Raw genomic sequence first — 17,637 nt, forward strand, 5'->3', positions numbered from 1 at the left:
CACGGGTCCATTGGAAAGGATGATCGTGATCCCGCGTTTGCAGCAAAGGAGCCGGCCAAATGACCAAGTATCTGATCTCGTTTCCCAGTGGCGCCATGGACATCCCCGATGGCGGCCTGCAGGAGGTTGCGGACGCGGCGCACGCAGTTGTCCAGGAAGCGAAGGACGCCGGTGTCTGGATCTTCGGCGGTGGCATCGATGAGAGCGTCCGGCCGGTCACGGTGGACGCCGCCGGAACCGTGAGCGAGGGCACCTACCCGCAGACGACGCAGATTGAAGGCGGCTACACGGTGCTGGAGCTGCCCACCTACGATGCTGCGCTGCACTGGGCCGCCAAAATCGCTGCGGCCTGCCGCTGCGCGCAGGAGGTGCGGGCTTTCCAGTACGACCCCGCCAGCTGAACCGTGAATCCGGCACGAGCAGTGGATCCATCGGTTCCGGTGCACCTGGAGTATCCCTTCACGGGATCCTGGCTCGTGCAGAACTCGCCGGCGGACCGCGTGCCCAGCCACGGGACACGGCTCTTCGCCACAAGCCACGCCATCGACTTCACCCCCGTGGACCGGAACGGGCGCTCTGCACCGATTACCCTGGCGTCGCTGTTCCGGCCTGAGGAGCCCGGAAAGTTCGTGGGGTTCGGCAGGGCCGTGGCAGCACCGGTTGCCGGGGTTGTGCAAGCCGCCCATGACGGGGAGGCGGACCACGCCGCGTTCCGCGGCCTGCCATCCATCGGTTATGCCGCCTCCCAGGCCAGCCGGGCGCGGGAGGGGTGGCCCGGCCTTGCAGGGAACCACGTGATCATCGACGGCGCCGGGGTGTTCATAGCCCTGTGCCACCTCCAGCGTGGGAGCGTCTGCGTTCAACCAGGGCAGCCGGTGGCGCGCGGAGAGGTGGTGGGCCGGTGCGGCAATTCCGGCAACAGCACGGAGCCGCATCTGCACGTGCAGGCGATGGATTCAGCAGACCCGGGTCGGGCTTCCGGGCTTCCCATCCTGTTTCCCGGCGGACTCCCGCGAAACAGGACGGTGATTGTGGTCTAAAAGCCGGATTGTGCCCGGAAAGGTGTCCGCCTGCCTTCGCGGCGGACACCCGCGGTTTCGATGGGTGGGCCCTGTGGGGCTCGAACCCACGACCCACGGATTAAAAGTCCGATGCTCTACCAACTGAGCTAAAGGCCCCTGCCGGCCGGTCAAACACGGTGTGCCTGCCCGTCCGGCCCAATCCATTTCTGGACGTTAATACTCTAACCCATGGCTCCGGCGTCTTCGCACACACCCCGGGCGCCGTCGTCGGACGCTTTCACCCCGCGGTGCAGCCTCTATCTGAACGCACCGTGCAAGGGCCGCAGATGCTCGATTTCCGCTGCGGCACAGGAGTAGCGTGGGGGCATGAGCGAGCAAGCAGGAACCAGTCCGTACGGCGGCAGCAACCGGCACCACAAGCCGAAGCCATTCGCCCCGATGGACTTTGAGCCGTTTGCCGGCGGCGCCGATCCCGCCCGCGTGTCGGAGGCCGCCCACCTTGCCGCGCAGGCGCTGGTCCGCCACGGTCGGGACAGCGATGATCCCGTGATCACCCAACGTTTGGTGAAGCTCGCCGATGAACAGGGCCTGGATGCCATTGCCGAGATGTGGGCGGAAAGCCCCGCACGGTCCCTTCCCGGCGCATTGTGGCGGCTTTATGCGCTGCGCGCCGCCACCGTCCAGGACCCCGAACGCATCTCGGTTTACTTCCGCGCCGGCAAGGACACCGCCCAGGTGTCCAACGTGGTGGCCGGCGCGGCCGAACCGCCTGGCGCAGACGAAATGCGCACCATGGCGGATGCCATTCTTTCCGGCGCATTCGACGGCGATTTCGACGTCGCGCTGGAACGTTCCGCCGCGTTCTGCCGGGTGGTGGCGCTCGGCCAGGCCACCCTCGCCGACGGCGCCGAGCACGCCAACGAGGCGCACGCCAGCAAGCTGACCCGCAACTCCCACCAGCTGGTGAAGACCGCCGAGGACCTTGAGCACGCCGCCAATGCGTGGCGCCTGGGCGAACTGGACTGACTCCTCTTCTGCGTCGCCGGACCGGTTTCCCGGGACGAACCGGGCCCCAGCTGTCAAGATTGACTTGGGCCGGGTGAAGTAGAAGACTGAAACCGGTGCCGAGCCGCGAAACCCCCGGGCTTCAACAATTAGCCGCCTAGAGCGGCCTACCGCCGAGAGGCGTATCCGGTTCGGCACCATTTTTCTGCCCTCATCCAAGCGGCAATTCAGAGGGTGCTGTTACGGGCCGGTAGAGTAGGCGACAGTTGCGCGCCAGAGTCAAGTCACACGGCAGCAACCCCGCCTTGATAAGTCCCCGGAGACCGGTAAACACGTGAAGCTGCGCCTTTTTCCCCAGGAGCCCGCAGGGCTGAACCTGCTCTCGCAGATGGCACAACAGATCGTGCTGGCCAGTGCCACCCTGGCCGAGATCCTTGGCGTACCTGCGGACGAGCACGGCAAGCTGGTAGAGGACATGCACAACATCGAGGCCAAGTCCGCCGAACTGCACTTCGCGCTGCTGACCCATATGCGCAGCAGCTTTGTGAACCCCCTCCCACGCGAGGACATGTACGCCCTGTCCCGGTACCTTAACGAGGCCATGGAGAAGATGGATGCCGCAGCGGAGCTGGTGGCCCTTTACAGGCTGGACCGCCTGCCCAAACGCGCCGCAGACCAGCTGGAGATCATCAGCCTGCAGGCCGAGCTGACGGTTGACGCGATGCGCAGGCTCAACGACCTGGATGACCTGGAAGACTACTGGATCGAGATCCTGCGGCTGGCCAAACGGGCCGAACGCACCCACCGCGTCTGGGTGGCAGACATGATCGCGGACATGAAGTGGGCGCAGTACTCCCGCAACCGGGACATCGCCAACCAGCTGGTCGAGGTCACCAAGGACATGCGGCGGGTGGCCACCCAGGTAGGCAGCATCATCGTCAAGGAATCCTGACGTGGCCGCAGTCATCTTCGCCGCGGTAGTCCTGCTGGCCGCGGCGTTTGCCTTCCTGAACGGCTTCCGGGATGCGTCCACCTCAGTGGCCCTGGCAGTGCGCAACCGCGCCCTCACCCCAAGCGTCGGCGTGCTCCTCGCCGCGTTCTTCAACTTTGTCGGCGCCCTCCTGAGCGCCCTGCTCGCCGTTGCCGTCAGCCGGACCTGGATCAACCTTCCGGCCGGCACTGACGGCCTCACCATCCTCGTGGCCGGCCTGGCAAGCGCCTGCGCGTGGGGCCTTCTGATGTGGCGTCGGGGCATCCCCGCGTCCTCCACCCACGCCCTGGTGGGCGGGCTCGCCGGGGCTGGACTTGCCAGCCTTGCCATCGGCGGCCCCGGGGTAGAGGGAGTGGACCAGTCAATGGTGTTCCAGGTGGTCCTGCCGCTGGTGCTGTCTCCACTTGTGGCCTACAGCGGCTCCTTCCTCCTGGTGTACCCGGCCACGTGGGTGGCCCGTTACACCCAGCCCAAGGTGGTGAACCAGCGCTTCCGCCGCGGCCAGGCCGTTGCCGCCGGCGCAGTGGCGTTCGGCCACGGCCTGCAGGACGGGCAACGCGTCAGCGCAGTGCTGCTGCTGGCCCTCCTGGCCGGAGGCTATTCCGACGGCGGCATCCCCACTTGGGTGGCAGCGCTCTCCGCAGTGATGATGACTGCCGGGACGCTCTTCGGAGGATGGCGGATCTCGCACACCATCGGATACAAAATCACCAGGATCGACCCCCTGCGCGGCTCCGTTGCCCAGACCTTCAGCGCGGTGATGCTCTTTGTGGGCGCGATCGGGCTCCACTGGCCGCTCTCCACCACCCACACGGTCACTGCCGGCGCTCTGGGGGCCGGGGAGAACCAGCATTTTTCGGTGACCAACCGGAAGCTGGTCATCCGGATCCTATGGCTCTGGGCCCTGACTCCGCTGGCGACCTGCGCCCTGGCCTTCGTTCTCGCCCTGGCACTCTCCCCCGTATCCGCCTAGTCAGGGCAACGGATGGCGGCACTCCCCTGTACAGGGAATCCGCCGTGACGTACATTCGGAAGTGCGCCCCCGGTCAATGGTGCCGGGGACCGGCGTCCGCGCCGTGTGCAGGGCCGCGGATGAGCGCCGCTGCAGCCACTCGGCGGCTTGGATGCACAAGGCGGAAAAGAGCAGGCGTCATGTCTCCCTCGTATTCCCGGCGCCCCCTGCCACAGCCCCGGCAGCCCCAGTGTGAGGCCTGCGGAACCGAACACCAGCTGACCATCCACGCCATCACGGCCATAGGCGCCGCCGGCGGAGACCTGGTCACGGTCTCCTACACCTGCAACGACTGCGACCTGTTCCAGGAACATACCGCCTACGCCACCGACGTCGCGGCCGCGCTGAACCAGGTCCGCTGGATGGCCAAGGTGATCCTCTTTGGGGACGACTACATCCACTGCGGCTTCCCCATGGAGGAAGCGGAGTTCGAGGTTGAGCGGCTCTGCTACCGCAGCAGCAACACCGGCAGCGGCCTCAACGCGGTATCCCTGCCCACCCGGGTCCTGCGCTGCCATTGCGGGTTCCAGCTGGAGGTTCCGGAATGACGCTGTCCACGTGTCCACCCGGCGCTGCGGAAAAGCGGGACCCTGACTAGGGCTGGAGGGCCACGGGGCTGGTGGCTGCCGCCATCAGGACGGCTGCGAGCTCGTCCGGCGCCAGGTTCGCCGCCGTGCAAAGTTCACCGTGGGCCACACCTGCGGCCGAGGCCTTCCGCACCACCTGCCGCAGGGACTCCTGGGCGTTGTCCAGTTCCCACTGCATGCTTTCGAGGTGCGAGCTGGTGCGCCACACCTCCGACAGGACATCCTCTTCCTCAACCGCCGCCACGGCGAAGGCCAGGTGCGGTTCAAGCTCCGAGGCCAGGGGACCCGCCGCAAGGGGTCCTGCCAAATCTGCGGCTGCGGCCAGTTCGAGCTCAGGCACATCCTCCACCGCCGTGCAGGCCTCGGGTACGGAAACAGTAAGCTGGGGGCCCAAGGGGCTGCTGGCCGTCTGCGTCATGGCAAAGCTCCTAAGCTGGCTTACTACTAGCCACAAAAGTATCTAGTTGCGTACTAACTGACCACATGCGTGGGCGCTCAGTAGGCTTACCCGAAACGGCCGGAAACGTAGTCTTCGGTGGCCTTCTGCACCGGGTTGCTGAAGATGGTGTGGGTGTCGCCGTACTCGATCAGCTTGCCCGGCTTACCGGTGCCCGCGATGTTGAAGAACGCGGTCTTGTCAGAGACCCGAGCGGCCTGCTGCATGTTGTGGGTCACGATCACCACTGTGTACTGGTCCTTGAGCTCATTGATGAGGTCCTCGATGGCCAGGGTGGAGATGGGGTCCAGGGCGGAGCAGGGCTCGTCCATGAGGATCACCTGCGGCTCCACGGCAATGGCGCGTGCAATGCAGAGGCGCTGCTGCTGGCCGCCCGAGAGGCCTGAACCTGGTTTGTCCAGCCGGTCCTTCACCTCGTTCCACAGGTTGGCGCCCTTGAGCGAGCGCTCCACCAGGACATCAGCCTCGCCCTTGGAGATCTTCTTGTTGTTCAGCTTGACGCCGGCCAGCACGTTGTCCCGAATGGACATGGTGGGGAACGGGTTGGGGCGCTGGAAAACCATGCCGATCTGCGAGCGCACAGTAACGGGATCCACGCCGGGGCCATAGAGGTTGTCGCCGTCGAGCAGCACCTCGCCCTCCACGCGGGCGCCGGGGATCACCTCGTGCATGCGGTTCAGCGTGCGCAGGAAGGTGGACTTTCCGCAGCCGGACGGGCCGATAAACGCGGTGACGGACTTGGCCTCGATGTTGATGCTGACGTCCTCCACGGCGAGGAAATCGCCGTAATACACGTTCAGGTCCTTGACGTCGATGCGCTTAGACATGATGTTCCTTCACTTGCTGGGTATGGATTGAAGTCTAGGGTCCGCCGGGCTGGGGCGGAAGGTGAAGCCGGCCAGCGGCCGGCCCGGCTACCGGCCTGATTTGGGAGCGAAGATCCGGGCGATCAGGCGTGCCACCAGGTTCAGGACCATCACCAGGATGATCAGCACCAGCGCCGCGCCCCAGGCCCGCTGCGAGGACGGGTCCGGGTTGGAGGGCGACGTGGGATTGAGGATCTGGGTGTAGATGAATGTGGGCAACGAGGCCATCCAGCCGCCGAACACGTTGGTGTTGATGCTGGTGGCAAAGCCGGCGGTGACAAGGATGGGCGCCGTCTCGCCGATGACCCGGGCGATCGCCAGGGTGACGCCGGACGCGATGCCGGAGATCGCCGTCGGAATGACCACCTTGAGGATGGTCCGCCACTTGCGCACGCCCAGGGCGTACGCGGCCTCACGGAGCTCATTGGGGACGATTTTGAGCATTTCCTCGCTCGAACGGACCACCACTGGGATCATCAGTACCGAAAGCGCGACGGCGGCCACGGCACCGGTCTTGGTGCCCGGGCCCACCACCACGAAGAAGAACGCGGCGGCAAACAGGCCGGCCACGATGGAAGGGATGCCGGTCATGACGTCCACAAAGAACGTGATGGCCCTGGCAAGCCGGCCGTCCTGGCCGTACTCCACCAGGTAGATTGCCGTGAGCAGCCCCACGGGAACAGAGATGACGGTGGCCAGCAGGGTAATCTGCACCGTGCCCAGGAGGGCGTGGTAGATACCACCGAGCACGGGGGCACCGCTTTCCACGGCCTTGTTATCGAAGGCTCCGGTGACCCCGTTCATGGAGTTAGTGAGGAACCCTGGATTCAACAGGCCCGGAATACCGTTGACCAACACGGTCCAGATGACCGAGATCAGTGGCAAAAGCGCTACCAGGAACGACCCCACCACCAGGCAGGTGGCCAGCCTGTCCTTGGCTTTGCGGGAGCCTTCCACCACTGCGCTCCAGGACACCAGTCCCACGGCGAAGAGGATCGCGGAAACCACTCCCCACCCGAACGCATTGAAGCCGATCAGGGCCAGGATGGCGGCGCCGACGATCAAGGCAGCGCCAAGAACGGCGTAGGGTGCGTACTTGGGCAGCTGGCCTTTGGTGAGGGCCGACCGTTTGCTGCGGACGGGGGTAACTGTGGAGGTCATTTAGTTGGCTCCCGAGAATTCTTTGTGCCGGGTTATGACCCAGCGGGCAATCATGTTCACGGCCAGGGTGATGACGAACAGCACCAGGCCGGCGGCGATCAGGGTGCTGACCTTGATTCCGCTGGCTTCGGGGAAGTTAAGGGCAATCTCGGCTGCAATGGTCTGGTTTCCGGACTGGATCAGGCTGGCAGTCAGGGCGCCGGACGACAGTACCAGGGCAACGGCCATGGTCTCGCCCAGTGCGCGGCCAAGGCCCAGCATGACGGCGCTGATGATGCCCGGACGGGCGAAGGGCAGCACTGCCATCTTGATCATTTCCCAGCGGGTGGCGCCGAGCGCCAGCGCCGCCTCTTCATGCAGCTTCGGGGCCTGCAGGAAAATCTCGCGGGACAGTGAAGTGATGATCGGCAGGACCATTACCGCCAGGACGATGCCCGCGGTGAGGATGGTCTTTCCGGTGGCGGAGGCGGGGCCTTCGAAGATGGGGAGCCAGCCCATGTTTCCCGCGAGCCAGCCGTATGCGGGCGAGATCTCCCTCGCCAGGAAAGCGGCGCCCCAGGCTCCGTAGACCACCGAAGGGATGGCGGCGAGCAGGTCAACCACGTACCCGAGTCCGGAGGCCAGGCCGCGGGGCGCGAAGTGCGAGATGAACAGCGCCACGCCGATGGCGATGGGGGTGGCAATCACCAGTGCGATGACCGCGGCAATCAGCGTGCCGACCACGATGGGCCAGATGTAGGCGAAAAAGCCCTGGCCGCCCTGGATCTTGTCCGCCGGCGCGGTGAGCGCGGGGATCGCCTGGACTACCAGGAAGAGTGCGACGCCGAAGAGGACGGCGAGGATCAGGCAGCCGGCTGCCAGCGTAGCGCCGGAAAAGACTTTGTCCCCGGTGCGGCCGGCGCCCTGGGTACTGGTCAGGGAGGTGGCGGTCATTCGACGGCCCTTCGATTCGTTGCTGGATTACGGAGCGGGGTGCAAAGCCAAGTTCCCCGCACTGCCTTACGGCAGTGCGGGGAACCCGGTTTACAGCGTTGGCTAGGACTTGACCTTGATCGAGTCGATGGCCTTGGCAGCCTTGGCTGCGAGGTCCGATGACAGCGGGGCGGACTTGGCCGAATCCGCTGCAGCCTTCTGGCCCTCCGTGGAGACTACGTAGTGCTCGAAGGCCTTGACCAGGTCAACGGTCTCCTGCTTGTCGTAGGTGGTGCACAGGATGTGGAAGGAGACCAGGACGATCGGGTAGGCACCTGCGATGGTGGTCTTGCGGTCCAGCTTGATGGACTGGTCGTTGGCGGCGCGGCCGTCAACCGGCTTGCCCGCGTCAACTGCCTTGGCGGCGGCATCGGCGGAGATCTTGGTGAAGGAATCGCCCACCTTGATCTGCGCCACGCCCAGCTTTCCGCTGACGGCGGAGTCGTCAGCGTAGGTCACGGCACCGGGGGTGTCAGTGACGGTCTTGACCACGCCGGAGGTACCCTTGGCGTTCTCGCCCTGGAGGCTGGCGGGCCAGACACCGGCGGCCTTGTCAGTCCACACGTCAGAGGCTGCAGCGGACAGGTAATCCGTGAAGTTCTGGGTGGTGCCGGAGTCATCGGAGCGGTTCACGGGGGTGACCTTGAGGTCCGGCAGGGAGACGCCGGAGTTCATGGCAGCGATGGCGGGGTCGTTCCACTTGGCGATCTGGCCGCGGAAGATCTTGGCTACGGTTGCGGCGTCCAGCTTCAGGTCGGTGACGCCGGGAACGTTGAAGGCCACGGCGATCGGGGAGATGTAGACCGGGACGTTGATGGCGCCGCCGGGGCCGCACTTGTCCTTGGAGGAAGCGTATTCGGCGTCGGTCAGGTAGGCGTCCGAGCCGGCGAACTGGGCCGAGCCGTCAAGGATCGCCTTGCGGCCGGCGCCTGAGCCGTCCGGGGAGTACTGCACGCTGGCGCCGGAGTTGGCGGAGGCGAAGTTGGTCTTCCAGGCGTCCATGGCTGCGCCCTGGGCGGAAGAGCCGATGCCGGTCAGCGTGCCGGTGACCTTGGTGCCGCCCGCGGACTGGGTGGCGGCAGGCGAGGTGCCCGTGGCGTTGTCTGAACCGCAGGCGGTAAGCGCGAGTGCGCCGGCTGCGATAACAGCGATAGCCGCGTGGCGGCCGAAGCGGAGTGCCTTCACAGATGTACCCCTTCCAGGGATATTCAGGTGCGGCAGGGTCGGAGTCGCCCTGCGGTGCGATGCGTACGTTATGTACCTCCAAGAAATTTAGGGAGTGCAGGTAACGGGATGGGCTGTCCAAAGTGAACGGCAGGTTAACGACGGCAGGATACTGGTTGACAAATGCCGGGTCGCCATTGCGCAGATCACATGACCGGCCGTAGTGGACGCACATTCACCGGGCAATGGACCGGCCGGCACTGAATAGACTTGGAGCCATGGCCATCCCCGCGGGACTCTCAGCGACCAGGCGGTTCCTGCGCAGCCGGGTCCGGACCGGGCTGATCCGCAGCCGCAACTCCTTCGTCCCAGCCATCCAGATGACCGTATGCGCCGTGGGCGCGTATGCCTTCGCCCAATACATCCTGGACCACTCCGGCCCCCTGTTCGCTGCCACATCGTCGCTGATCGCCCTCGGATTCTCCCGCGAGCCCCGCCTGCGGCGCGTGATGGAAGTGGGGCTTGGGTGCACCATCGGCATCGCCGTGGGTGACCTGCTGCTGCACTGGCTGGGCGGCGATATCTGGGTGGCCGCCGTCGTGCTTCTCTTCTCCATCCTGCTGGCCCGGTTCCTGGACAGCGGGAATATCTTCACCACCCAACTGGCACTGCAGTCACTGCTGGTAGTGCTGCTGCCTGCGCCCTCCGGCGGCCCGTTCACGCGAAGCATTGATGCGGTGGTGGGCGGCCTGTGTGCCCTGCTGGTGACCATCCTGGTGCCAAAGGATCCCCGCCAGGAGCCGCGAAGGGATGTCCAGAAACTGCTGCATGAACTCGCCGAGGTACTGCGTGAATGTGCGGGCGGGCTGGTCAACAGCGACTCCACACAGGCGTGGCACGCGCTGATCCGCGGCAGGAACTGCCAGCCCCTGGTGGATGCCATGCGCCAATCCCTCCGCGCGTCCGGGGAGGTGGCCACGCTGGCGCCTGCCTACCGACGGCACCGTGATGAACTGGACCGGCTGAAGCAGTCGCTGGACTTCATTGACCTTGCGCTGAGGAACAGCCGCGTGTTCGCACGGCGGCTGACCAGCGCCATCAACCACACTGCGCTTTCGGACGAGGCCACGGACAGCATCGCCGGGGTGCTGCAGGAGACCGCTGCCGCCATTGATGAGCTCTCGCTGGGGCTCGCGGAAGCACACGAGGGCGTCCGGCGCGCCCACCTGCGCACCGCCCGGCGTGACCTGAGCGAGATCGCGCTTCGCCTGCACCCCAAGCTGCTGGAGGTCCAGCGGCTGGAGGGCGAAACCGTTGTCATGCTGTTCCGGCCCCTGATGGTGGACCTGCTGGAAGCTACCGGCATGGATGCGGCAGAGGCCCGGGACGTGCTGCCCGCCCTGTAACCGCGCCCAAGCTCCGGGAGTCGAACATCGGTGTCAGTGCCCGCCACTAGGGTTGAACGCATGGCAACAAAGACTTCCCGGGCGTCCAAGGCGCCCGCGTACAAATGCGCCGAGTGCGGCTGGACCACTGTGAAATGGGTGGGGCGCTGCGGTGAGTGCCAGGCGTGGGGAACCGTTGAGGAGACGGGCACGGCGGTGGCACGGACGACGGCGGCCACAACGGTCGTGGAGCCGGCGCGGCGGATCGCAGACGTGGATGCCACCACTGCCGCGTTCCTGCCCACCGGGGTGGATGAACTGGACCGTGTGCTGGGCGGCGGTCTGGTTCCCGGCGCCGTCATCCTGCTGGCGGGCGAGCCAGGGGTGGGCAAGTCCACGCTGCTGCTGGACGTTGCCGCGAAGTTCGCGCGGACTGCCCAGGACGTCCTTTATGTCACCGGTGAAGAATCGGCCGCGCAGGTGAAGCTGCGCGCGGAGCGGATCGACGCCGTCGCCGAATCCCTGTACCTCTCCGCGGAAACGGATCTGGGCCAGGCGCTGGGGCAGGTGGAGAAGATTGAGCCGCGGCTGTTGATCGTGGACTCCGTGCAGACCCTCAGCAGCGCGGACGTGGACGGCAGCGCCGGCGGCGTGTCCCAGGTGCGCGAAGTGGCGGCTTCCATTATTGCCGCGGCCAAACGGCGGAACATGACCACGCTGCTGGTGGGCCACGTCACCAAGGACGGTTCCATCGCGGGTCCGCGGCTGCTGGAACACCTGGTGGATGTGGTGTGCCAGTTCGAGGGCGAACGGCACTCGCGGCTCCGGCTGCTCCGTGCGGTGAAGAACCGGTACGGGCCCACGGACGACGTCGGCTGCTTCGACCTCAACGAGAACGGCATCGAGGGCCTGGCCGATCCCAGCGGACTGTTCGTCAGCCGTACCAAAGAACCGGTTTCCGGGACCTGCATCACCGTCACCATGGAGGGACGCCGCCCCCTCCTGGCAGAGGTGCAGTCACTGCTGGCCGAAAGCCCCAACTCACAGCCACGCCGGGCCACCAGCGGGCTGGACAGTTCGCGTGTGTCCATGCTGTTGGCCGTGCTGCAGCAGCGTGCGGGGACCCTGCTGCACAAGGACGATTCGTACGTGGCCACCGTGGGCGGGGTGAAACTCAGCGAACCGGCAACGGACCTAGCGGTTGCCCTTGCCGTGGCCTCGGCCAAGGCCCGCAAGCCCCTGCCCATCCGGCTTATTGCCTTCGGCGAGGTGGGCCTGGCCGGCGAGGTCCGGCCCGTGCCGGGAATCAACCAGCGAATCCAGGAGGCCCACCGGCTGGGATTCACCCACGCAGTGGTTCCGGCCAGCCACACCGGGCCCGGGCCCGTACCTGCGGGATTCTCGGTGCGTGAAGTGGAGCACCTGACGGAGGCGCTCAGCCTTTTGATTGGCTAGCAGCCGGCGTCTGCCGGCGCCCGGGCGGTCCAGTTCTGGCCTGTACCAGGCCCTTTGACGGGTACTGTGGGTGCAGAACCTTCTTGCAGACGGAGGTTTCTTGTTTCTGCGCTGGGGGCAGCTTGGTAATCCGGGAACAGCAGGGCCACACGGAGGTGCCCGGCCAAACGAGCAGGGCGGCGGTAGCGCCCGTTGTGTCTGACCGTCTCGACGGAATCTTTGGCGCGCTCAGCGTCCGCAAACGGGTGGTGGCGAGCCAGTTGCCGGTCACCTTAACCGTGGTACTGGTTGTGATCGCAGCGGCAATTTTCAGCCCGGAAACATTGACTGACAACCTGTTCCTGGCTGCCCTGCTGTTCCACCTGCTGATCCTGGGCGCCTGTGTGGCCTTTCCCTGGGGCAGGCTTCCCGGGCCGGCATTCGCGGTGATTCCTGTCCTGGACTGCCTGGCCATCGGCTTCACGCGGGAAGCAGGCGGCTCGGCGTTCAATGTCCTGAGTTTGATGCTTGTTTTCCCCGTCATCTGGCTTTCGGCGCAGGTGCGGCCCTTCATGGCGGCCCTCGCCATTGCGGGGACTGTCCTCAGTACCGTTGCCCCGTCCGCTGCGCTCGGCTCGCCGCCGGGAGGGGGGGTCGATGATCCGCACCCTCATCCTGCCCCTGGTCATGTCCGTTATTGCGGTGACCGCGCACGTGGTGGCCACCACCATCCGCCGGCATCGCCTCCGGCTGGTCGAAAACGAACATGACCTGGCACGCACGCTTGGCGAAAGCGTCCGCCGGCAGGGCCTGCTCGACGCAGTGCTCAAGGCGGTTGGGGTTGGCGTTTGGGTGGTGGATGCCAGGGGCAACACCGTGCTGGCAAACAAGGCCATGCGCGCGGACCCTGCCCTCGCCGTCGTCCTAAACCCTGGCGCCGGGCAAGGCCTGCTGATGTCGGCGGACCGCTGCACACCGGTACCGGCAGCCCTGCTTCCCTCAGCCCGCGCCACTGCCGGGGAGGCCTTTACGGACGAGTTGTACTGGGCCGGTCCAGCGGACCGCCAGCGTGCCTACTCTGTGGGGTCGCATGGTTTCCCTTCCGCCGGCGGGCAGGAAAGCGGCGCCGTCATCACGTTTGTGGATGTCACCAGCCTGATCGTCGCCCTGGCAGCAAAGGACAACTTCGTTGCCACTGTCTCGCACGAACTGCGGACCCCCTTGACGTCTATCCTCGGCTACCTTGAACTGGTCCTGGACGAACCCGGGCATGGGGACATCCAGGAGGAGCTCCTGGTGGTGCGCCGTAATGCGGAGCACCTGCTGAGCCTGGTCAATGACCTGATCGCGGTGGCGTCCGAGCGGGTGGACCTGTCGCCGGAGGAGACGGATCTGGCCCAGCTGCTGGCCACGGAGGTGGACGCCGCCTTACCCAGGGCAGCCGGCACGGGACTACAGCTGGTGCTTGATGTGGAACAGCCGCTGAACACCAGGGTGGACCCGGAACGGATCAGCCAAGTGATCCGGAACCTCGTCTCGAACGCCATCAAGTACTCCCCCAACGGCGGCCTGATCACCGCCAGGGCCTTCAGGACCGATGCAGGCCTGGTCTGTTCCATCACCGATACGGGCCTGGGGATGACGGAGGAAGAACAGGAACAGGCATTCACCAAGTTCTTCCGTTCGGCGCGGTCCCGGGAAACGGCCATCCCTGGCGCAGGCCTGGGACTGCCCGTCAGCAAGACCATCGTTGAAGGCCATGGAGGATCAATCAGCCTGGACAGCGAACCCGGAGTGGGCACCAAGGCAACCTTCATCCTGCCGGAATCCTGACCTGCGCCGGGCGGCCCGGTCCGGATTCCGGGGCCGGCTTTCGGCCCGACAGCTGACGGGCTGGTCAGGAACCGGCGCCGGTCAGCCAACTGGAAACGTCACTGCGCAGCACCAGCAGCGGGCCGCCGGTGGCGGTCACGTTGCCGTTTGCCACGTAATAGCCGCGGCCCGAACCTGTTCCCCCGGCCGCCCGGTCCAGCGCATCCACCAGATGCCGCGGCAGGTGGCCCTGCGGACCAAGGCTGCGAAGCTCGTCTACTTCTTCCGGCGTGAGCCGTCCCAAAACCTCAGCAATATTGGCCATGACGGGTCCCTTCGAGCAGAGTGCCTGAAGAGCTAACCTAAAGCAGTGCCGTGAACTCCGGGTTAACAGCCGGCGGCAACCTCAACAAGTGTGGAACGGACAACTGGAGGCCGGATGCCTGTTCGAAGCGCAGGAATCCTGCTGTACCGGATGGATCCTGGCGATGGCTCCCGTGCGCCGGGCGGGCCGGACGGGCTGCAGGTTTGGATCGCGCACATGGGCGGCCCCTTCTGGGCCCGGAAGGACGCGCATGCCTGGTCCATCCCGAAGGGTGAATACGTTGACGGCGAGGATCCTTTGGCGGCGGCACTGCGCGAATTCGCTGAGGAAATGGGCACTGCGGCCCCTGCCGGAAAATACCGGCCGCTGGGCGAGTTCCGGCAATCCTCAGGAAAGCTCGTCACTGCCTTCGCAGCGGAAGCGCAGTTCGCTCCGGAAGAGATCCGCAGCAATACGTTTCCGCTGGAATGGCCCAGAGGCTCAGGCAGGATCCAGCACTACCCCGAGATCGACGACGCCCGGTGGTTCCATGAGCAGGAGGCCCGCCTCAAACTCGTCAAAGGGCAACTCCCCATCCTCGATGCACTTGTGGACCAGGTGCAGGGCTCTTCGTGAAGCAGGACGGGGTGCCCTCAATGGCTCGACGGCAGGGGCCGGGCTCCAGCACTTGGCCGCCGTCTCAAGATCGCTGACTGCGGCCCGGACCTTCGCGGCTTCGTCGCGCAAGGATGCTGCCGCCTGCGAAAGGCTGGCGTCGTCGGGGACAGTACGTACAGCGGCATTTCAGCCTCCTTGACGGCGTTCAGCCGGTCCTTGGCTACGGCCTCGCGGAACCCAGGCGGGGGCCGCGTCGGGGCCGGGCAAATGGGGTCACTCCACCCGTTCACACGATTCCACGTTCGGCGGCCGTTTTGATCGCCTCGCGGCGGCCTGCGGCCCCCAGCTTGCGGTAGATCGACCGCTCGTGCGTCTTGACCGTGTTTACGGAGATATACAGGGCGTCGGCGATCTCGGCCGCGGTCATCACCGAGCGCATGTAGGCCAGGACCTCACGTTCGCGGTCCGTGAGCGTCCAGTAGGACCGGGTGCGCAGGTGCCGGGGGACGTCTGCGTGCCGGGCCATCCGGGCCGCAATGAACGATTCATGGCTGGTGCCCCAGACCGCGTGCCGAATGAGCAGGTCCGCGAGTTCATCCCGCCGCTCGGTGAAGGGACGCAGGACTGATTGGGACTCGGCCAAAAGGACCGCATGTTCAATCCGCTCGTGCGCCTGGGCTTCATCACCGGCAGCATGGGCCAGCAGTGCCTCGGTCAAGCTCATGCTGGCGTCCAGGCAACGGTTGCGGTGCCGGTCGGCCATCCCTTTGGCACAGATTACGGCGGCCCGGCTTTCTCCTCCACGGCGCAGGAGCTCCGCCAGAAGCACATCGACCAAAGGAGCACCACCGCCGGCTCCCAACGGTGCAGCCAAAGCCAGCGCGCCGTCCACGTCGCCATCCGCTTCGGCAATCCTGGCCTTGGCGATGGTATGGAAATCCTTCCATGACCCTGCATAGGAGCCCTGCTGGTGATATGACTCGAGTGCCGAACTTGAGTCGGCAAGGTGGTCCTCGTCTCCACTGGCGCAATCGACCAGCACACAAAACAGGACACTGAGCGGGCTGAGCGCGAACCCGTTGCCGCCAACGCACCGGGCTTTTACCAACTGGGCCCTGGCAGCACCCAGCTCATCCCGCCAATAACTGGCGATCCCGCGCGCCAGCCAGGCCGCCGCCATCCGGTCCTGCGCTGCCCGCCCAAGACCATCCGCCCGGTCCAATGCCCGCACCGCAATATCGTCGGCAGTTGCTATGTCGCCCGCGCAGGCGAAGGCCAGGGCCAGGTCTGCCATGGAACCAGCCTCCAGCGTCCCCCAACGGCTAACCGTTGCTGCCGTTGGCTGAAGCATGAGGGCGGCCAGGTCCCCAATGCGGCGCAACCTGAACTCGGCCTCCGCAAGCAGGAACAGGCCTGATGTTGTGGCGGGCCCGTTTGTGGGTGTCTCACCGGAGCTTGGCTGGCTGTAGCCGGCCGGACTGCGCTCGTCCGGCCGTCCATGGGGAGGCAGCGGCTCAAAGAGGGCACGGAACCCGTCAAATTTGCGGCGCCGCACCGCGTCCAGGACCGAAGTTCGTGCCAGTGCCAGCTGGGTAAGTTCAGAGGCAGCCACGCTGTCACCGTCAAGGGCACGGCAGACAGAAACTACCATCAGGATCTCGGGGTCTTCGTTCCACGGGGACGGCAGGTCCCGGCACACCTGTTCAAGTGCACCGGCACCCTTGAACAATAGGTACTCCAGCCAATGCTCGCCGAGGGAGGCGACAGCTTGCCTGGCCGCATGTCCCCGCAGGGCGTGAGCCACTGACTGGCACACATCGATGTCCTCATAGTGCCGCGCCGCGACGCGGTGCATGCGCTCAGCGAGAAGGGGGTCCCTCCGTTCCAGGATCCGCCGGCACTGGGCCGCGAACAGGGGCTGCCAGCGGAACATCGATTCGCCACCGCCGTATTCGTGCTCTTCGATGAACAAGCCATCGCGCCGGCACGCCTCTAGCAGCGTCCCGCCGTCGGACCCGCCTTGGAGCTGCACTGCGAGCCGGTGGCCAAGCCAGTCGCAGGTCGTGGCACGCAGGATGAAATTCGCCAATGGGGGGTCCAGTTGGTCGAGGATCTCCTCCGCGATGTAATCAGCAAGGGGCATGGGGGCGCCAAACGAAACCGGGCCCCCGCCGGGAACGTTCCGGCCTTCAACAGATGTGTTCAGGCCCGCGTGGACAGCAACAGGCCATCCGTGCGTCCGCCGCCAGATAGGTCCAGCATCAAAGCCCGGATCATAACCCAACGAAACCGCGAACTCGGCAACTTCGTCACGCGTGAAAGCCAGTTCGGCGGCACCGAATTCACCAATGCCTTCCCCGTGCCTGAGCCGTTCCAGCTGGAGCGGCGGATGCCCACGTCCCGAGAGGATAAGCCGCAGCGGCTGTGGAGCCGAGGTGGCGAGCATTCCGACAACACCGCTGGCCAGCCCCGTGCCGGCCAGTTGAATGTCGTCAATGACCAGTGCGACGGGCTCCGTCAGGTGCTCCAGGACGCTCAGCAGCACGTCATGGGAAACAGCCGGGTCCCGTTCGAGGCCCTTGCCAAGGGCCGTCAAAGCCTCGAGGCCGGGCGCGGGAACTCGAATACCAGCGGACTGGAGAGCTCCAACGACCCCGTGGTAAAGCCGCTGGGGCCGGGTATCGAACCGGTCCAGTGACAACCAGGCACACCGGAGGCTGGGCAAAGTCAACTAGTCAGTGCAACGCAGGGGTTTAGGCCGCTGTTTGCAGCAGCAGCTGGTTCAGCCGGTTGGCTGGGGTCTCGAGGTTCAGGGTGGGCCGGGGACGGCGGTTGAGTTTCGCGGCG

The 17,637-nt window shown here is 65.8% G+C and carries 18 protein-coding genes and 1 tRNA gene; 11 read left to right on the forward strand and 8 right to left on the reverse strand.

From position 1 onward, the window contains the following. Nucleotides 1-59: 59 nt before the first annotated feature. Together IEW19_RS16575 and IEW19_RS16580 are read left to right on the forward strand one after the other, a co-directional pair. A complete protein-coding gene (locus tag IEW19_RS16575) occupies nt 60-401 on the forward strand; it encodes a YciI family protein (RefSeq protein ID WP_188572697.1) in 342 nt (113 codons plus the stop codon). A gap of 3 nt (nt 402-404) precedes the next feature. After that, a complete protein-coding gene (locus IEW19_RS16580; RefSeq protein ID WP_229748531.1) occupies nt 405-1,040 on the forward strand; it encodes a M23 family metallopeptidase in 636 nt (211 codons plus the stop codon). A 65-nt stretch (nt 1,041-1,105) separates the two neighbouring features. Here the strand turns inward: IEW19_RS16580 and IEW19_RS16585 are convergent. Beyond that, nucleotides 1,106-1,178, reverse strand: a tRNA-Lys gene (locus tag IEW19_RS16585). A gap of 210 nt (nt 1,179-1,388) precedes the next feature. Here IEW19_RS16585 and IEW19_RS16590 point away from each other — a divergent pair. From IEW19_RS16590 to IEW19_RS16605, 4 genes are all read left to right on the forward strand, one after another. Further along, the gene (locus IEW19_RS16590; RefSeq protein WP_188572699.1) at nt 1,389-2,048 is read left to right on the forward strand and encodes a hypothetical protein; all 660 of its coding nucleotides are present in this window, start codon (nt 1,389-1,391) and stop codon (nt 2,046-2,048) included. A 313-nt stretch (nt 2,049-2,361) separates the two neighbouring features. Next, nucleotides 2,362-2,979, forward strand: a complete 618-nt coding sequence (locus tag IEW19_RS16595; protein ID WP_188572700.1) for a DUF47 domain-containing protein — start codon at nt 2,362-2,364, stop codon at nt 2,977-2,979. Between the two features lies 1 nt (nt 2,980). Then, nucleotides 2,981-3,991, forward strand: a complete 1,011-nt coding sequence (locus IEW19_RS16600) for an inorganic phosphate transporter (RefSeq protein WP_188572701.1) — start codon at nt 2,981-2,983, stop codon at nt 3,989-3,991. A 179-nt stretch (nt 3,992-4,170) separates the two neighbouring features. Beyond that, entirely contained in the window at nt 4,171-4,578 is a 408-nt protein-coding gene (locus IEW19_RS16605) for a hypothetical protein (RefSeq protein ID WP_188572702.1), read from the forward strand. Between the two features lie 46 nt (nt 4,579-4,624). On the opposite strand, the gene IEW19_RS16610 is transcribed toward IEW19_RS16605, so the two are convergent. The 5 genes from IEW19_RS16610 to pstS all read right to left on the reverse strand — a co-directional run bounded on the left by IEW19_RS16610 (nt 4,625) and on the right by pstS (nt 9,258). Then, a complete protein-coding gene (locus IEW19_RS16610; RefSeq protein ID WP_188572703.1) occupies nt 4,625-5,035 on the reverse strand; it encodes a hypothetical protein in 411 nt (136 codons plus the stop codon). An 86-nt stretch (nt 5,036-5,121) separates the two neighbouring features. After that, the gene (gene pstB / locus IEW19_RS16615; protein WP_188572704.1) at nt 5,122-5,901 is read right to left on the reverse strand and encodes a phosphate ABC transporter ATP-binding protein PstB; all 780 of its coding nucleotides are present in this window, start codon (nt 5,899-5,901) and stop codon (nt 5,122-5,124) included. Between the two features lie 87 nt (nt 5,902-5,988). Next, nucleotides 5,989-7,101, reverse strand: a complete 1,113-nt coding sequence (pstA, locus tag IEW19_RS16620) for a phosphate ABC transporter permease PstA (protein ID WP_188572705.1) — start codon at nt 7,099-7,101, stop codon at nt 5,989-5,991. Continuing rightward, nucleotides 7,102-8,034, reverse strand: coding sequence for a phosphate ABC transporter permease subunit PstC (gene pstC, locus IEW19_RS16625; RefSeq protein ID WP_188572706.1), 933 nt, complete (start codon nt 8,032-8,034; stop codon nt 7,102-7,104). It abuts the gene before it with no gap. Between the two features lie 102 nt (nt 8,035-8,136). Further along, nucleotides 8,137-9,258, reverse strand: a complete 1,122-nt coding sequence (pstS, locus tag IEW19_RS16630; RefSeq protein ID WP_188572707.1) for a phosphate ABC transporter substrate-binding protein PstS — start codon at nt 9,256-9,258, stop codon at nt 8,137-8,139. 257 nt (nt 9,259-9,515) lie between these two features. Between pstS and IEW19_RS16635 the strand changes: the two genes are divergently transcribed. From IEW19_RS16635 to IEW19_RS16645, 4 genes are all read left to right on the forward strand, one after another. After that, nucleotides 9,516-10,643: an FUSC family protein gene (locus tag IEW19_RS16635; RefSeq protein ID WP_188572708.1), complete on the forward strand. Its 1,128-nt coding sequence runs from the start codon at nt 9,516-9,518 to the stop codon at nt 10,641-10,643. A gap of 60 nt (nt 10,644-10,703) precedes the next feature. Beyond that, complete coding sequence (gene radA / locus IEW19_RS16640) at nt 10,704-12,077, forward strand: DNA repair protein RadA (protein WP_188572709.1); 1,374 nt, start codon at nt 10,704-10,706, stop codon at nt 12,075-12,077. 194 nt (nt 12,078-12,271) lie between these two features. Further along, nucleotides 12,272-12,826 carry a hypothetical protein gene (locus IEW19_RS23610; RefSeq protein WP_229748532.1) on the forward strand — a complete coding sequence of 185 codons (555 nt, stop codon included), beginning with the start codon at nt 12,272-12,274 and terminating at the stop codon, nt 12,824-12,826. Further along, nucleotides 12,714-13,889, forward strand: coding sequence for a sensor histidine kinase (locus tag IEW19_RS16645; RefSeq protein ID WP_229748533.1), 1,176 nt, complete (start codon nt 12,714-12,716; stop codon nt 13,887-13,889). The genes IEW19_RS23610 and IEW19_RS16645 overlap by 113 nt, the downstream gene beginning before the upstream one ends. A 64-nt stretch (nt 13,890-13,953) precedes the next feature. Here the strand turns inward: IEW19_RS16645 and IEW19_RS16650 are convergent, their stop codons facing one another. Continuing rightward, on the reverse strand, nt 13,954-14,193 hold the full coding sequence (locus tag IEW19_RS16650) for a hypothetical protein (protein WP_188572710.1): 240 nt from the start codon (nt 14,191-14,193) through the stop codon (nt 13,954-13,956). Between the two features lie 114 nt (nt 14,194-14,307). Here IEW19_RS16650 and IEW19_RS16655 point away from each other — a divergent pair, with 114 nt between their 5' ends. Beyond that, nucleotides 14,308-14,808 carry an NUDIX hydrolase gene (locus IEW19_RS16655; protein ID WP_188572711.1) on the forward strand — a complete coding sequence of 167 codons (501 nt, stop codon included), beginning with the start codon at nt 14,308-14,310 and terminating at the stop codon, nt 14,806-14,808. A gap of 268 nt (nt 14,809-15,076) precedes the next feature. On the opposite strand, the gene IEW19_RS16660 is transcribed toward IEW19_RS16655, so the two are convergent. Further along, nucleotides 15,077-17,521, reverse strand: a complete 2,445-nt coding sequence (locus IEW19_RS16660) for a helix-turn-helix transcriptional regulator (protein WP_188572712.1) — start codon at nt 17,519-17,521, stop codon at nt 15,077-15,079. Between the last annotated feature and the right edge of the window lie 116 nt (nt 17,522-17,637).

Origin of the sequence: Arthrobacter liuii (assembly GCF_014639275.1) — a bacterium.
GTDB classification, from domain to species: domain Bacteria; phylum Actinomycetota; class Actinomycetes; order Actinomycetales; family Micrococcaceae; genus Arthrobacter; species Arthrobacter liuii.

Coding starts and splice junctions, on each gene's coding strand:
- pstC (WP_188572706.1), bottom strand. CDS start 8,034: ATGACCGCCACCTCCCTGACCAGTACCCAGGGCGCCGGCCGCACCGGG.
- IEW19_RS16645 (WP_229748533.1), top strand. CDS start 12,714: ATGATCCGCACCCTCATCCTGCCCCTGGTCATGTCCGTTATTGCGGTG.
- pstB (WP_188572704.1), bottom strand. CDS start 5,901: ATGTCTAAGCGCATCGACGTCAAGGACCTGAACGTGTATTACGGCGAT.
- IEW19_RS16635 (WP_188572708.1), top strand. CDS start 9,516: ATGGCCATCCCCGCGGGACTCTCAGCGACCAGGCGGTTCCTGCGCAGC.
- radA (WP_188572709.1), top strand. CDS start 10,704: ATGGCAACAAAGACTTCCCGGGCGTCCAAGGCGCCCGCGTACAAATGC.
- IEW19_RS16650 (WP_188572710.1), bottom strand. CDS start 14,193: ATGGCCAATATTGCTGAGGTTTTGGGACGGCTCACGCCGGAAGAAGTA.
- pstA (WP_188572705.1), bottom strand. CDS start 7,101: ATGACCTCCACAGTTACCCCCGTCCGCAGCAAACGGTCGGCCCTCACC.
- IEW19_RS16655 (WP_188572711.1), top strand. CDS start 14,308: ATGCCTGTTCGAAGCGCAGGAATCCTGCTGTACCGGATGGATCCTGGC.
- IEW19_RS16575 (WP_188572697.1), top strand. CDS start 60: ATGACCAAGTATCTGATCTCGTTTCCCAGTGGCGCCATGGACATCCCC.
- IEW19_RS16590 (WP_188572699.1), top strand. CDS start 1,389: ATGAGCGAGCAAGCAGGAACCAGTCCGTACGGCGGCAGCAACCGGCAC.
- IEW19_RS16610 (WP_188572703.1), bottom strand. CDS start 5,035: ATGACGCAGACGGCCAGCAGCCCCTTGGGCCCCCAGCTTACTGTTTCC.
- IEW19_RS16605 (WP_188572702.1), top strand. CDS start 4,171: ATGTCTCCCTCGTATTCCCGGCGCCCCCTGCCACAGCCCCGGCAGCCC.